Genomic DNA, 15,324 nt, shown 5'->3' on the forward strand with positions numbered 1-15,324 from the left:
AAATCAAACATTGATTTCACCTGATTTGGTGTGAGTGAAATTTAAGAACATGACAAAACTACTTTGGAATGCCCTCAAAGTTAGCCCAGCCATTGCGGCTTTCTTCTTTGCTAATACAGCCCTGGCTGGTGAACTGAACCAAACAACAACCGTTGCTCAATTGTCCCAAGAGGCCAACAGCATCGGTCAGGTAACATCTGTTTCTCAGTTTTCCGATGTCCGCCCCACAGACTGGGCATACCGCGCCTTACAATCTCTAGTAGAGCGCTACGGTTGTATATCCGGTTTTCCCGACAACACTTTCCGCGGTAACCGCACCTTGACTCGGTTTGAATTTGCAGCGGCTTTAAACGCTTGTTTAGACAGAGTTAACGAACTAATCGCCACTGCAACTGCTGATATTATCACCAGACAAGATTTAGCTTCATTACAGCGCTTGCAAGAAGAATTTTCTGCTGAATTGGCAACCCTCCGCGGTCGGGTAGATGCTCTGGAAGCTCGCACTGCTGAGTTAGAAGCTAATCAGTTTTCTACCACCACCAAGTTATCTGGGGAAGCTATTTTTGGCTTATCTCAGGCTTTCGGTGATACAAGAGTTGGTGGTCAGGACCTACAAAGCAATACCGCCTTTGCTAACAGAGTACGCTTAACTCTGAATACTAGCTTTACTGGTAAGGATAGGTTGCAAACTCGGTTGAATTACGGGAACTTTAATAGTGGTGTGGCGGCGACGGGTACTAACATGACCCGCCTTGGATTTGACACCTCTGATAACCTTCAAATCGATAAAGTTAACTACACCTTCAACCTGAGCGACTCCGTACGAGTCAAAATTGATGCAGTCGGTGCTGAGTTAGATGATAACGTCCCTAACTTCCATCCTGACTTTGCCAGTTCTGGTGGAGGTGCGCTTTCCCGTTACGGTCGTTTCAGCCCCATCTACCGTACAGGTGGTGGTAGTGCTATAACTGTCAACTTAAATCCCAGTGGTCCTTTAACTTTAAGCGCCGCTTATGTAGCATCCAATGCTAACAACCCCGCAGATAAAAACGGTGTTTTCGATGGCGGTAGTACAATCTTCGGTCAAGTAGCCTTCAGACCTAGCAATGCCTTCAATGTTGGTTTTAGCTACGCACGTGCTTATCAAAATGATCCGTTATCACAAAATACAGGTGTAAACCTTTTTGGTAGCACAGGAAGTTCAATCGCTAACACACCATTTGGTGCCACACAGGTCGGAACGGATAGCAGCGGACGTCCAATTCGACGTCGAGTTGCAACCTCTGCTGACCACTATGGTTTCCAAGCTAGTTTCAGACCTAGCTCATCACTGACCCTAGGCGGTTGGGCTGGTTTCACCAATGCTAAATCCGAAGTTAGCAATGCTGACGCAGATATTTTCTACTGGGCTAGCAGTTTAGCTGTTAAAGACTTTGGAAGCAGAGGTAACGTATTAGGCTTGATCTTTGGTCAACCCCCCAAAGTAACAGGTGGTTCTGTGGGTTCTGAGTCGGACACATCCTATCACCTAGAAGGTCTCTACAGAATGCGCTTCAGTGACAACATTACCGTCACTCCTGGTTTGTTAGTCATTTTCAACCCTGAGCACAACGATAATAACGACACTATCTATGTAGGTACACTGCGTACTACTTTCAGATTCTAAAGCTGTTGTGAGCAGTTAATCAAAAACCCGCCTGAGTGCGGGTTTTTTGGTTTGATGAGGAGGGAGGATGAAAGGGAGAAGCGGTTATACAGCCCATTTTATCTGGGTAAGGTAGACAATGGCGGGACGCCCACCCCACAAGATTTATGATATTAAGGTGTGTACTTTATTTACTTGAACAGTGCTGTATATCCGCAGGAGGTCGATCGCTACTCCAACCCCACCACACATAACCACACTGACAATGGTAAAATTCTTGCCATTTGCGACGATGGTCTGGTGTGATGACGGGCGATCGCCTATTAATCCAAACTTTTACCGCTTCGAGGCTACTAGCGTGACAACTAGGACAGCAGAACTGGTGAGCATGAACCGCTTGATTTGTCCATTCAGGGGCGATGGGAGCAAAAGCATCCATTTAATTGGTAGTTGGTAATTCAGAAGGTTAAGCTGGTTAAGTATTCTGTAAGTACAACAGTCATAATCATAGAATACACTAATATCACCTCAGTCCCCTAATAGGGTATTTTGGTAACCAGAGCAGAGACTGTGAACAACTGTAATTATGTCATCAACAATTATTGTTATGGAGTCAAAGGCTGAGATTCGCCGGTTACTAAATGTCATACCTGCTTCTAGTCGCATGACAGTGAAAATTGTCAGCAAGCCCAAGCAGCCCAAGGTAATTGATGCTACTTTTCCTCTACCTTGGAAACGGGAGCGAGTCATATCTATCAATTTTAATTTCTGGTCTTCTTTACCGGAACCCCAACGGGATTTATTAATATTGCAGAAGGTAAGCTGGTTAACACAGGTGAAGTGGTTTCAACCCCAGATTTATCAAGGTGTGGCGATCGCTGGTTTGGTAGCGGGAGTGATGGAGTCAGCACAGGGGGATGTTTTGGGTGTGGGAGTTGCTACGGGATTAAGCGCTATGGCGCTCTTGCGGATTTGGCGGGGTAACAAATCTTCGGAATTAGAGTTAAACGCCGATTTAGGAGCTATAGCGATCGCCCAACGTCGGGGTTACTCGGAAACTGAAGCTGCGGAGCATTTATTATCTGCCATTGAGGCGATCGCTGGTATGCAAAAAAATGGTAGTTTAGATTTTAATGAATTAATTCGTTGTCAAAATTTACGGGCGATCGGCAATTTATCATCAGTTTAGAATTCCCTGTGTTTCAACCAGGGGAGATGTCAAGATATCAATTATCCAATACCCTAGGTTTCACTAAACCTAGTGAAATTTGACTGAGGAATAACTCACCTGAGAAACCGGATCAAAACCATAACAGTCTCGCACAAGATAAAGAGGGCGTTTTTTGACTTCATCGTGAACACGACTGAGGTATTCGCCAATAATTCCTAGTGTTAAAAGTTGGATTCCTCCTAGAAATAAGATAGCAACCATCAAAGACGCATACCCGGGAAGATCAATACCAAAAATTAGAGTGCGCGCAATCAAAAAAGATGCATATACAAAAGCCAGCAAAGAAATTAATAAACCTAGGTAACTCCAAATTCTTAAAGGAATAGAACTAAAAGATATAATTCCTTCTAATGCAAAGTTCCACAGTTTCCAATAATTCCATGTGCTTTTTCCTTGAAAACGAGGATGACGATCATATTCTATAAACGTTTGTCTAAATCCCACCCAAGCAAATAAACCCTTCATAAAACGGCGAGATTCGGGAAGTTGTTTTAATGCTTCTACTACACATCTATCTATTAACCGAAAATCCCCTGTATCCCGTGGTATTGCAACTGGGCTCATTTTCTCCATCACTTTATAAAACACATTGGCTGTAATTTTCTTTAGCCAAGTTTCACCTTGACGCGATCGACGTTTGCAATAAATTACATCATAACCTTCGCGCCACTTAGTAATCAATTCTCCGATTAATTCGGGTGGGTCTTGTAAATCAGCATCAATGGGAATAACAGCATCACCTGTTGCAAATTCAATTCCCGCAGTTAAAGCAATTTCTTTGCCAAAATTACGTGAAAAATTGACAATTTTAATAACTGGGTTACGATGATGATGTTCAATTAAACGCTGGAGTGTATTATCTCGACTACCATCATTGACACAGACAATTTCATACTTTAGATTTAGCGTATCAAGTAGCGTAACCAATCTGTCAAAAAGATAATCAAGGTTCAACTCCTCATTATAACAGGGCACAACAATAGATATCACCACATAGTTAGGTTTTGTAAACATATTCATCTCTATTAGGCACTTGGCAGTAGGCTTTTATTTGAGATTATTTTCAGACCTATGATCAGGTGGAAAGGAGCGACTACGACGATACCAAGTGGAACCCCCTACTAGCATTCCAATTAGTAATAAGGCAGTTAATAATGGTAAAATTTCCCCGGTGCGAACAGCCTTTAAGCCAGAACTACCCAAGAGGACAAAAGGTAATATTCCGGGTACTGTTCCTAAAGTCGTACCTATGAGGTAATCCCTAAAGCTAATTGATGTTAACCCGGCGACAAAATTAACTAATCCATAGGGCATAATGGGCATCAGGCGGATAGCAAATATATAAGATATACCCCCTTGTCTAAGTTCAGCATCTATAGCTTGCCAACGTCCAGCTAATTTTTGGGAAATTATCTCATGTCCTACCGTGCGGGCAAAAATAAAGGCTGTAATTGCTGCAATTATTGCCGCGATACTTGTCCAAAATGTGCCCATCCCCACTCCGAAAATTGCTCCCCCTGTTAAATTTAAAGCTGTGGAAGGTAAAATTAAGATTGTAGCCACTACATAAATAGCTACATAAGTGATGGGGGCCCAAATTCCCGCAGCTTGTAACCAAGATTGAATTGTATCAGGGTTAATTCCTCCTAGTAAATATCCTGTCACGCAGGTAGCTAGCAGACAGATAAACATCAACAAGGTAAAGCTGGTTTTAGCATTCATGGTTAATTGATGTTTGTAATTTTTGGCGTTCTTTGGTGGAAAATAAATTCCCATTACTTACAGTGATACCGCTGATATTCATACCCTGTCACTACCGGTAAGTTCTGAGAATCAAGTAAACATTGTTGTTTTAGTGTCTCCCCTAGGGGAGCATCAAAATTAACCAGCCATAAATCCAAGGGTCGGGGTAATTGTGTAAGGGTTTTTTCTAAGGCTAAAGTAGAGGTATTAGGGTCTTGGTCTTGATGAGCTAGGAGAAATTGGGTATTAGTCTGTGAACCTGAGAATTTTAATTCCCAAGCTACACTCATCATTTCCCCAGTTTGTACTAAACTTTTGTGGGTTGCAGCTATCAACACTGGTTGTGAAGAGTTTTGTTCAATTAAGGGAACTAATAAATCAGGGCGGTAATATTTGCGATAACCCAGATTAAAGGTAACTGTAATGGCGCTAAGTAATCCCATCACCCAAATTAGGATGACAGCTTGTTTACCGGTGATACCCCATTTACCAATATTGGAATTTTGATAACAACTTGCTAGAGTCGCACCCAGGAGGATAATCACAGCGGGAAAGTAAACAAAACTATAACGAGCGCCTCGTGTGATATCTATACCCAGGAAGTAAGTAAAGCAGAAAAATAAAGCGATCGCTCCTAATATCACCCCAGCAAATACCTGAGTGATCAAACTACTTTCAGGGTTTTGTAGTTGTACTTTAATACCAGCAATTGAAATAGGTATTGCCCAAATAAAGAAAATTAACATCACCAACCCAGAGAGAATGACCGCAGTTAACTGTGGTGCTTCCACTGGGAGGAGGGAAATCATGGTAATCCAGGTGGCTAAAGCTTGGAAAATAGGGCTAATCCAAGTTAGTCCCACCCGTTCACCTCGAATCCACTCTGTTAAAGCACCAAGATCACGATTTTGCAACCAGGTAGGTAACCAAACTAACCCAGCTACAGCAGTACCAACTGCAATCAAATATAGTCGCCGCCAACTGGGAGAGAATAACACCCAATTTTTTGCCTGTGCTTGTTGCTTCCCAGCTACAAAAATCAACACTAAAGCTATGGCGCCCAGAGTGAACACAAAAAAGTAATGAGTAGCAATACCCAAGGCGTTAACACTCACCCAAGCAACAATTAACCACAGGGGTAATAAGGTTTGGTTTTGTAGGTGACGCCTAGCAATTACTAAGCAACCTAGGGAAGCCATCACCCAGAGGATAGCCAAAGTATAATGACGTGCTTCCTGTGCTAAATAAATACCGTATGGTGAAACTGCGATCATCGCCGCCGATAATTGTCCCACTAATGCAGAACGAAAAGCTAACTTACCCAAAATATAAGCACAGGGAATAGAAACTGCACCCAGTAAAGCGGGAAATGAGCGCGCAGCAAATAATGATACTATACCTTGTTGATTGGTAAATAGTTTCATCCACAGATGAACCAGTACAAAATATATGGGTGGATGGTTATCTTCTGTGAGGAGATGATGAATTACATCCCCCACACCAGCGGCGGGATTTATTTGTAATGGCTGCAATAATATATCAGGGGCGATCGCTTGATCTAAGGGTACTGGTAAAAAACTATTTCCCAAGCTAAACACCAAAGTAGCCATTTCATCAGTCCAAGGTGGTTTAGCTGTTAAGTTGGTGAACCGTAAAGCCACACCTATTATGAACCATATCAGCAATAGTAAAGGATGAAACCAGGGAGCAGAAACCTTAGAGCGCCAATCTTGATTGAAATACATATACTTATAGAATTTTTGCTGGCTGAAGTTAATTCAATGATGTACTAATCTCTCCTGACTTTATCTATTGTTTGACCTCGGATATTTTACGATAAATTTGTGTGCCTTCCATATTCCTTAAGAGCGTATAATCTGTTGTCAGTGTTCTTGCCAGTAAGGCGATCGCATCTGGATGATCTTGTAAATACCAAACATTTTCCTTTTTGACAATAAACTCAGGTTTTTGTACCAACACTTCCAGTAATGCTTGATTGGTATTAGCAGTTGGACCTTGGAGAACACGTAGTAAATATTCTTTGGATATATTTGATGGATGGGTGACTATTTTTGTAGGCGGTTTCAGGTTCAGGAGCCAATAAACCAAGTGATGATCCATCATATATGCTGTAATATTACTTCCTCCCTGTTCAGATAAATATTTAGCTAAATCATATTCTTTACCATAGAAGATTGATTGTTGTGTCACCAGACGCGTCCCTATAGTTTTGTATTCATTCAAACTGGGTGTAACCGTGAGCATCAAGGTGACTATGAGTATAAAATAACCTGCTTTTAAGTTTAAATCCACAATTTTCATCAACCCAGATGCCAATACTATCGCCAAAAAAGGAGCCAGTTGGATCATATAATGACTATGTGCCGCACCACTATTTAAAATTGACCACTCAGTACCTAAAAAGTAAATGGATAAGTATATTAATTTATTTTGTTGCTCTGAATATTTTTCCTGTTGTTTAATAATTGAAATAATCTGATAACAACCTATTAAAAATATAATCCCCCAAATATCATAAAGTTGCTTAAAGATAATTTGCCATAATGGTAGTTGAGAATGGGAATAAGCTAATGAGGCATCAATCACCGCCCCCTTAAATAGGGCAATATTATTTGTCGCTATGTATGGTAAAAACAAAAGTATGAATGGAATTAAACAACCAATTCCATAGGCAAATATGGAGAATAAACTTTTATAAGTTAAATTAAATTTAATGCTTTTGAATGCAATATATAAACCTAAAATTAATGCTACATAAGCCAAATTTAGGCGAATCATACAAGCGGTTCCCATGAGGAAACCAACGATCAAAAATTTCAGATTTATTAACTTATGTTCTCTCAACAGCAGGGCTAATGAACCCAGTAAAGGTACAATAGCTATATGCTCGGTCATGGTAGATTTACCATCCATCAACGGACCAGTTAAAATAACAAAGATAATAGCAGCTAATATACTCAGTTTCTGACTCCATACACAGCGACAAATATAGTAAGTGAGAATAGACGCAATCACCACACATAGGGTTCCAAATAGGCGAACAGATATGATAGCTTTACCAAAAGCTAAAATAGGTAAAGCATAGCTAAAGAATGCAAGTGGTGGCTTTAAATCCCATATTTCTACATATGGTAAGTTACCATCTAAAATGGACTGACCCATTAAAATAAATGTACTTTCATCCCAATTGAATGTAGAACGGAAGAAAAAGGGTGAACGGAAGAACAGAGTAAATACAGTTATAATACACAGATGCCAATATCTCATGAGGGGTATTTTTATGATTTATCCAAGTCGTACAAGGGTTAATTCTGTAGACACATATTGAGTGATTTAACCATAGTTCCTCTCTTCAATAACTCGGATACGGTCACAAATTCATATCCCTGGGGAGTGTAAGCACTCAAAATTCTTTCCACCACTTCTACAGTATTATGGCGACTAGCATACACTCCTCCTTTCGCGACACCATCGGAGTCATGTAAAAGTATGATGGAACCATTGTGAAAGCTTTTTTCAAATATATTCATCATTTCTCCTGCTGACTTACCTCGCCAGTCCTGTAAATCCACATCCCAAAATATAATGGGTTTTTCCATCTGCTTTAAAACATTAGTGACAAACAAGCCAGCCCGACCAAAAGGAGGTCTAAAATAAATATTATGGGAGTATCCCAACTGATTAATTAAATTATCGGTTTCTCTCACTTCCCGATAAATAGAATTTTGCATCTGACTATTCAGGTTGTAATGATTCCAAGTATGGTTAGCTATTTCATGTCCCTGTTTTTCTAAAGATTTGATAATGTGGGGATACTGTTGGCTGTGTTTTCCTAACACAAAAAATGTGCCATGGGCTTGGTAATCTAAAAGTGTCTGAGCAATTGCTCTTGTGTATACTGGGTCGGGTCCATCGTCAAATGTCAGTGCTAAAACTTTATCAGGAGTATTGACACAAAATACTGACTCTCCAAAGACTGTCGGAAGCAGAAAACGCTGTGGCCAAGCGAAGTTTAAAAAACAGTAAATCCCTATAACCAACCACAGGAGAGGTAATAATTTCGGAAATTTAACTTTAGTTTTACTATGTTTGCGAAAACCCAGGGGAGAAAATACCCGCGAAAAAGGCTTACGTAAATGCATGACTACTGTTGAATATGTATATTTGTTGAAGAAAAAATTATTGCACCTGTAATAGTATATCAGATTACAAGTATATTAGTATATATTTAGACTAAAATTTCAAATTTCCTACACTGGTGTGGTTTTCATCTCAGGACGCAAATCACTCTAACTTCTAGCTTCAGCATCCTACAGCCCAGCTACCCAGAGAATATAATAAATAGAAAATAGTGCAAAATAAAACCTATGGCTATAACAGCACAAGAAATAGAGGCATTAATGCCAGATTGCACACAACTACTCAGTGATGAGCCGGAAATGGAGAGTTCTTTACACTATACACAACTATTGATACTGGTAACGTGCTTAGAGTGGTTGTGGAGAGATAGGGAGGATTTCTTTATCGGCGCTAATCTGACTATTTACTATAGCCGTCAACAGTTAAAAAATCGAGAGTTTAGAGGCCCGGACTTTTTTCTAGTTAAAGATACTGAAAAACGCCCCCGTACTTCTTGGGTAGTATGGGAAGAAAACGGTAATTACCCGAATTTGATTATTGAATTACTCTCTGAGTCTACAGCTAAGGTAGACCGGGGGTTAAAGAAACAACTATATCAAAACCAGTTTCGCACTCCTGAGTATTTTTGGTTCTCACCCAATACTTTAGAGTTAACAGGATTTCGTTTAGTAGGGAGTGAGTATCAGGATGTCACACCCACTGAGCAGGGTTGGTTATGGAGTCAAGAGTTAGGGTTATATTTGGGAATTTTTGACGGTAAATTACGTTACTTTCATTGGGATGGACAATTGGTACCTACCCCTGAGGAAGCTGTTTTAGAAGAAGTTCAAAAAGCCGAAGCTGAATATCAAAGGGCTGAAACTGAACGTCAAAAGGCTGAAACTGAACGTCAAAAAGCTGAAACTGAACGTCAAAAAGCTGAAACTGAACGTCAAAAAGCTGAAACTGAACGTCAAAGGGCGGATGAAGCCCAAAGGAGAGCAATTATTTTGGCTCAACGTTTAAGAGAATTAGGTATTGAACCTGACAATCTTGTGTAAGGGTTGACAATCCCCTAGGCTAAAATCCGGGGGACTCTTCACTTATGAGTAGTCTATATGAAGTATCGTCATCAGTTATAGCAACCCAGATTTTTAGTAGCTGTGATTACTTAAATTATTTTTTCGGATGTTCAAAACAAGCAGAAAAAATATGATAATTTTGATACAAATTTGTTAAGAATAGTTACAATAAGGTAACAGAAGGAAATATTATTTATGGTAAATTCACTTGAAAATGCCCCACCACATCAAGTCGTGATTGTTGGTGGAGGCTTTGGTGGACTGTATGCGGCCAAGGCACTTGGTAAAGCGAAGGTAAATGTTACCCTGATTGATAAACGTAATTTTCACCTATTTCAGCCGCTGTTATATCAAGTTGCTACGGGGACGCTATCACCTGCTGATATTTCCTCGCCATTACGCTCTGTGCTGAGTAAGAGCAAAAACACTCAGGTGTTGCTGGGGGAAGTAGATGATATTAATCCAGAGGCACAGGAAGTAATTATAGGGGAAAAAAGAGTACCCTATGATACGTTAATTGTGGCTACAGGTGCGAAGCATTCTTATTTTGGTAAGGATGAATGGGAAGAATTCGCGCCAGGGTTGAAAACTGTAGAAGATGCTATAGAAATGCGTCGGCGCATATTTTCGGCATTTGAAGCGGCAGAACAAGAAACAGACCCAGAGAAACGCCTAGCTCTACTGACCTTTGTAATTGTGGGTGGCGGCCCGACTGGTGTAGAATTGGCAGGGGCGATCGCGGAATTGGCGTACCAAACTCTTAAAGAAGATTTCCGCAATATTGACACTTCAGAAACCCAAGTTTTACTTTTAGAAGGAATGGATCGTATCCTTCCACCTTTTGCGCCAGATCTATCCGCAGCTGCTGCAGCATCTCTCAAGGAGTTGGGTGTGGTTGTGGAGACCAAAGCCTTGGTAACCAAGATTGAAAATGATATTGTTACCCTCAAACAAGGTGAGGAAGTCAGAGAAATCGCGTCTAAAACTATTTTGTGGGCTGCAGGTGTCAAAGCTTCACCCATGGGAAAAGTCTTAGCTGAACGCACAGGTGCGCAGTGCGATCGCGCCGGTCGTGTGATTGTAGAATCTGACTTGAGTATTAAGGGGTATGATAACATTTTTGTAGTTGGTGATTTGGCTCATTTCTCCCATCAACATGGCAAACCCTTACCAGGGGTTGCACCTGTTGCTAAACAAGAAGGAGAATATGTCGCGTCACTGATTCAAAAACGGCTTCAAGGTCAGACTTTGCCATCCTTCAATTACACCGACCACGGTAGTTTGGCAATGATTGGGCAAAACTCCGCTGTGGTAGATTTGGGTTTCATCAAGTTAAAAGGTTTCTTTGCATGGCTGTTCTGGTTATTGATTCACATCTACTTCTTAATTGAGTTTGACAATAAGTTGGTAGTAACGATTCAGTGGGCATGGAATTATATTACCCGTAATCGTGGGGCTAGATTGATTACAGGCCAAGATTCTGCCAAAAAATTAGAGGCTGATGGGAGTAATATTCATTACCAAACACCAGTAGACAGGCGTCCGGTTAACGTTTAGACCCCCCTCACCGGTAAGTAAGGCTGTAACAGCAAGGAACCTGACTGACGCACCGAATCCCCCACCTTTAGGGGTGGGGACAGTCAAGATGACTTCATTAAAACAACGTAGATTTATTTTCAGTTTCTTGAACAAAGGCCTCAAATTGATTATTAGGTGTCCATTGGATAGCACCATCATCTCTAGTAAAAAATAGCTGTGTTTGGTTTTCACTCAGATCAGATAAGGTTTCTGATTCCAGATTATTATAAGAAGTTATTGCTACCTGTGGTTTCAGCATTGGTACTAAATCTGCCAAAGACTCAGGACTACACCACAGGACTTGCGGACGTAACCAGCTACCTATTCTGGCTAACTCTTCCACCTCTTGAACCGTAACATCACCTACCAATAGCCAATTCTGGCCTTCAATTTGCAATTGTAAAATCGGCAACCTCTCATTAATTAATTGCATAGTTACTGAACCAGTATTGACTATTTGACCCGCTGCTAAAGCTTGGTAGATTCCTTGTTGCTGTTGCACTTGCTGTTGAATTGCCTGAGTAGGAATGGTATTTTTCAGGTTGGGCGAATATTCATAAAAATTCTGGATTCGTACATTTTGTATAATCTCCAACCAAGCACTGCTATCTTGATTTATAGTCCCAATTCTGCTGTGTCCATTGCCAAAGGCGATCGCCCAATCTATTTGATTAATGCCCTGCTGTTGTAGAAATGGTAGAATAGTAAAGCGTCCAGTCCCCTGGGTTCCACTATTAATTAGTGCTACCTTTCCTCGGTCTTGAATGACTACAACTGGTTCTTTACCTGTAGCTAGAACTGTGATTCTAAATAATGTATTGGCAGAATGCCAAAACGGGATGATCAGCAAACCCATGGCCATTAAACTGGCAAATAACCAGCGTTTTTGCCACCAAGGTACTAGCCAAACTAAAATCACCAGTGCATATATGGCTAATAATTGCCACGTAGATATACTACCCAAACTGAGGGAATTACCGGGAAATTTACTAAATAATTGTACTAACTTCAATAGCCAGTCAGTAGGGTAGTATAATATACTGGCTAAGATGCTACCACCCGTAGGCCAAACTAATCCCGCTATGGCACTAATAATTCCACCTATACTAATGGCAACAATCAAAGGCGTGCTGATCATATTCAGTAACACCCCATAAGCAGGAACCACCCCAAACACAAAAAGTTGCACAGGTAAAGTCCAAATTGTCGCAGCCAGGGGAACAGCAATTAAAGAAGCAATGACTGGTGGTAACCAGTCTAACCGTTTTACCAATGCAGGAACTGTAACAACTAACCCTAGTGTTGCTAAAAAGCTCAGTTGAAAGCCTAAATCCCAAATCCACAGCGGGTTAATTAACAATAATAAAGTTGCTGCTAATAACAGGGAGCCAAATTGTTTAACTTTCCTTTGTAATAATAAACCGACTAAAGCAGCAAAACCCATAATTACCGCACGCAGTACCGAAGGTCGGAACCCCGTTAAACTCAGGAAAATAATTAAGGCTAAACAGCCAAAAATAAACTTTGTTCTCCCAGAGGCTCCCCTTGTCAACTGGAGTACCAAACCCAAGACTAAAGACACATGAAATCCTGAAGCTGCTAACGTGTGAGCCAATCCAGCTTTGATAAACAAATCACGGGTATCGTGGGGTAAATCAACTGCTTTGCTACCTAACACCATTGCACTTACCAATGGACCTTGGGGAACACCTAGGGTTTGTGTGTGCGATCGCAAAATTCGCTGTCGAACTTCCCACCATCCCCACCTACGCTCCTCATATCGATCCAGAACATTAATCTGTCTTCCACTCAAACCCGCGAATATTCCTTGGTAATTAAGAAACTTCTGAAAATCAAAAGCACCAGGATTGGATGCTGTCTTTGGCTTGTATAAAACTCCAGTCACAGCAATTTGTTGACCAGGATATAACCCAGTAGCCTGAAGTATGGGCACGGTCACATATAATTTGCCCCTTACCCCTTTAGTTAAGTCTACCGGGACTGTTTCATTCTTGACTTCATCAACCTGGGTAGCTGCTAACACAAATTGTCCCCGCTGATTGCGCGTCAAACGGGGACTATTTACCACCTCACCACGCACAATCACCAATTGTTGCTGATTATTAATATTATTTTCCGACGCCACCAATGTACTAATATCTTGCGGTTCGGGTTGTGGTACTCTCCATTGAAAGTAGATACTTGCTAATAGTCCCAGTAACCCAGCAACTAGCCATATTTTAGAATCAGGGGTATTTTGCCCAATATTCGTCAATCCCTTAGTTTTAATGTCATCACTTTCGTATTTTGTAGCCTTCACTAATAATCTGCGGTTTCTAAACAGAAGCGCTCCCACCATCCCTAAACCTAAAACCCAAAACCCACCCCCGGGTAATGCGGTAAACAACAACCCTAAAATAAAACCAAGACAGATAACCACACCACTCGTCTGAACCATAAGTCACTCATTCAATGGAACTACTTGTTTGTCATCAGGGCTTTAGCCCTAAAAACCCCTGTACCTATTGCTAAAGAACTGACTACCAGCCGCAAAACTCTATTTATGCTTAAGGTTAAAAGACTGCTAAATAAGAAAATATATCAAAATTTATTGTAGAGCGGGCAAGATGCCCGCTAATCACCGAGTAGCTCTGGAAAAGTAAGTATCTCCTCAAGCTCTAAAAGTAAAGGAAACATAAAAACTCTTCAGGCTCATAAACTTGCTCAGTTCGTCTCTTAGTTAGGACTGAGGTCAAAAACCTCACATCTTGAGGTTAAATGTCAAATGTCACCCTTCTTACTCAGTGCAAGCTTTAATTTCTCATCACCTTACTTCTGCCTCAGTCCTGTTATTGCTTTTATTCTTTTACATTTAAGAGCTACAAACTTCTATACCCTTCAGTAAGGGAAAACCTAACTTTTCCCTTTGTTCAACATATAGATGCGCAACCTTCCGAGCCAAATGACGAATCCTAGCAATATAACGAGTTCTCTCCGTCACCGAAATTACACCTCTAGCATCCAGTAAATTGAACGTATGTGAACACTTCATCACATAATCCAGGCTCGGTACGACCAAACCACGTTCAGTTAATTGGCCCGCCTCCTGCTCATATAAATTAAATAGCGTCAATAGCAACTCAGGATTAGAGCCTTCAAAGTTATAAGTACACTGCTCAATCTCACTTTGGAGAAAAATATCACCATAAGTGATCTTATCTGTCCAAGTAATCTTAGTTATCGCCTCCACTTGCTGAAGGTACATCGCCAGTCGTTCTAAACCGTAAGTAATTTCAATGGAAACAGGATGACAATCGATTCCCCCGCATTGTTGGAAGTAGGTAAATTGCGTAATTTCCATCCCATCTAACCAAACTTCCCAACCAGTACCCCACGCACCCACCGTCGCATCTTCCCAGTTATCTTCCACAAACCGAATATCATGGTCTTCCGGACAAATGCCTAAAACCCTCAAAGAATCAAGGTAAATTTCTTGAATATTATCTGGCGACGGTTTAATCAGAACCTGATACTGATAATAGTGTTGAAAGCGATTGGGGTTTTCACCGTAGCGTCCATCAGTAGGACGACGACACGGTTCAACATAAGCAACAGCCCAGGGTTCTGGACCGAGTGCTCTTAAAAAGGTGTGGGGGTTTTTAGTACCCGCACCCTTTTCAATGTCATATGGTTGGGCAATTAAGCAACCACGTTGACCCCAGAACTGATGCAATAAAGTAATGATCGACTGAAAATTCACGCTATACCTTTCCTTAGTCACCAAAGTGCATACACTATTGTTGCCTACAACCTAGCACTGTGGGGACTTTCAGAGACATGAAAAAAAAAGTTGAGATTTTGGGAAAAAAAGAGTTGACAAAGCTAGGGACGCTCGCTATATTGGA

General features: G+C 41.0%; 12 protein-coding genes. 4 read left to right on the forward strand and 8 right to left on the reverse strand.

What is annotated here, in order from left to right; all coding sequences use genetic code 11:
- The first annotated feature begins 49 nt into the window (after positions 1–49).
- The gene (locus IM676_RS08595) at positions 50–1,666 is read left to right on the forward strand and encodes an iron uptake porin (RefSeq protein ID WP_200989802.1); all 1,617 of its coding nucleotides are present in this window, start codon (positions 50–52) and stop codon (positions 1,664–1,666) included.
- Positions 1,667–1,832: 166 nt separating this feature from the next.
- Here the strand turns inward: IM676_RS08595 and IM676_RS08600 are convergent, their stop codons facing one another.
- Positions 1,833–2,084 carry a hypothetical protein gene (locus IM676_RS08600; RefSeq protein ID WP_200989803.1) on the reverse strand — a complete coding sequence of 84 codons (252 nt, stop codon included), beginning with the start codon at positions 2,082–2,084 and terminating at the stop codon, positions 1,833–1,835.
- A gap of 168 nt (positions 2,085–2,252) precedes the next feature.
- Here IM676_RS08600 and IM676_RS08605 point away from each other — a divergent pair, with 168 nt between their 5' ends.
- The gene (locus tag IM676_RS08605; protein WP_200990134.1) at positions 2,253–2,834 is read left to right on the forward strand and encodes a DUF3318 domain-containing protein; all 582 of its coding nucleotides are present in this window, start codon (positions 2,253–2,255) and stop codon (positions 2,832–2,834) included.
- A gap of 69 nt (positions 2,835–2,903) precedes the next feature.
- Here the strand turns inward: IM676_RS08605 and IM676_RS08610 are convergent, their stop codons facing one another.
- The 5 genes from IM676_RS08610 to IM676_RS08630 all read right to left on the reverse strand — a co-directional run bounded on the left by IM676_RS08610 (position 2,904) and on the right by IM676_RS08630 (position 8,782).
- Positions 2,904–3,896, reverse strand: a complete 993-nt coding sequence (locus tag IM676_RS08610; RefSeq protein WP_318780266.1) for a glycosyltransferase family 2 protein — start codon at positions 3,894–3,896, stop codon at positions 2,904–2,906.
- Positions 3,897–3,923: 27 nt separating this feature from the next.
- Complete coding sequence (locus tag IM676_RS08615; RefSeq protein WP_200989805.1) at positions 3,924–4,598, reverse strand: TVP38/TMEM64 family protein; 675 nt, start codon at positions 4,596–4,598, stop codon at positions 3,924–3,926.
- 53 nt (positions 4,599–4,651) lie between these two features.
- Positions 4,652–6,364 (reverse strand): glycosyltransferase family 39 protein, encoded by a 1,713-nt coding sequence (locus IM676_RS08620; RefSeq protein WP_200989806.1) that lies wholly within the window; start codon positions 6,362–6,364, stop codon positions 4,652–4,654.
- Between the two features lie 64 nt (positions 6,365–6,428).
- Positions 6,429–7,907, reverse strand: a complete 1,479-nt coding sequence (locus tag IM676_RS08625) for an ArnT family glycosyltransferase (protein ID WP_225880476.1) — start codon at positions 7,905–7,907, stop codon at positions 6,429–6,431.
- A gap of 38 nt (positions 7,908–7,945) precedes the next feature.
- Complete coding sequence (locus tag IM676_RS08630) at positions 7,946–8,782, reverse strand: polysaccharide deacetylase family protein (protein WP_200989808.1); 837 nt, start codon at positions 8,780–8,782, stop codon at positions 7,946–7,948.
- 225 nt (positions 8,783–9,007) lie between these two features.
- On the opposite strand from IM676_RS08630, the gene IM676_RS08635 reads away from it, so the two are divergent.
- Together IM676_RS08635 and IM676_RS08640 are read left to right on the forward strand one after the other, a co-directional pair.
- Positions 9,008–9,820: a Uma2 family endonuclease gene (locus IM676_RS08635; RefSeq protein ID WP_200989809.1), complete on the forward strand. Its 813-nt coding sequence runs from the start codon at positions 9,008–9,010 to the stop codon at positions 9,818–9,820.
- 216 nt (positions 9,821–10,036) lie between these two features.
- Positions 10,037–11,398, forward strand: a complete 1,362-nt coding sequence (locus tag IM676_RS08640) for an NAD(P)/FAD-dependent oxidoreductase (protein WP_200989810.1) — start codon at positions 10,037–10,039, stop codon at positions 11,396–11,398.
- 97 nt (positions 11,399–11,495) lie between these two features.
- Here IM676_RS08640 and IM676_RS08645 read toward each other — a convergent pair whose 3' ends face one another.
- A complete protein-coding gene (locus IM676_RS08645) occupies positions 11,496–13,877 on the reverse strand; it encodes a ComEC/Rec2 family competence protein (RefSeq protein WP_200989811.1) in 2,382 nt (793 codons plus the stop codon).
- Between the two features lie 414 nt (positions 13,878–14,291).
- Complete coding sequence (gene glyQ, locus IM676_RS08650; protein WP_200989812.1) at positions 14,292–15,179, reverse strand: glycine--tRNA ligase subunit alpha; 888 nt, start codon at positions 15,177–15,179, stop codon at positions 14,292–14,294.
- Positions 15,180–15,324: the final 145 nt, after the last annotated feature.

The sequence above is a fragment of the Anabaenopsis elenkinii CCIBt3563 genome (assembly GCF_015245355.1).
In the GTDB taxonomy this organism is placed as follows: Bacteria; Cyanobacteriota; Cyanobacteriia; order Cyanobacteriales; family Nostocaceae; genus Anabaenopsis; species Anabaenopsis elenkinii.

What these genes read in the sequence shown, in the direction of transcription:
- IM676_RS08595 (WP_200989802.1), top strand. Translation starts at nt 50, where the DNA reads ATGACAAAACTACTTTGGAATGCCCTCAAAGTTAGCCCAGCCATTGCG.
- IM676_RS08600 (WP_200989803.1), bottom strand. Translation starts at nt 2,084, where the DNA reads ATGGATGCTTTTGCTCCCATCGCCCCTGAATGGACAAATCAAGCGGTT.
- IM676_RS08605 (WP_200990134.1), top strand. Translation starts at nt 2,253, where the DNA reads ATGGAGTCAAAGGCTGAGATTCGCCGGTTACTAAATGTCATACCTGCT.
- IM676_RS08610 (WP_318780266.1), bottom strand. Translation starts at nt 3,896, where the DNA reads ATGAATATGTTTACAAAACCTAACTATGTGGTGATATCTATTGTTGTG.
- IM676_RS08615 (WP_200989805.1), bottom strand. Translation starts at nt 4,598, where the DNA reads ATGAATGCTAAAACCAGCTTTACCTTGTTGATGTTTATCTGTCTGCTA.
- IM676_RS08620 (WP_200989806.1), bottom strand. Translation starts at nt 6,364, where the DNA reads ATGTATTTCAATCAAGATTGGCGCTCTAAGGTTTCTGCTCCCTGGTTT.
- IM676_RS08625 (WP_225880476.1), bottom strand. Translation starts at nt 7,907, where the DNA reads ATGAGATATTGGCATCTGTGTATTATAACTGTATTTACTCTGTTCTTC.
- IM676_RS08630 (WP_200989808.1), bottom strand. Translation starts at nt 8,782, where the DNA reads ATGCATTTACGTAAGCCTTTTTCGCGGGTATTTTCTCCCCTGGGTTTT.
- IM676_RS08635 (WP_200989809.1), top strand. Translation starts at nt 9,008, where the DNA reads ATGGCTATAACAGCACAAGAAATAGAGGCATTAATGCCAGATTGCACA.
- IM676_RS08640 (WP_200989810.1), top strand. Translation starts at nt 10,037, where the DNA reads ATGGTAAATTCACTTGAAAATGCCCCACCACATCAAGTCGTGATTGTT.
- IM676_RS08645 (WP_200989811.1), bottom strand. Translation starts at nt 13,877, where the DNA reads ATGGTTCAGACGAGTGGTGTGGTTATCTGTCTTGGTTTTATTTTAGGG.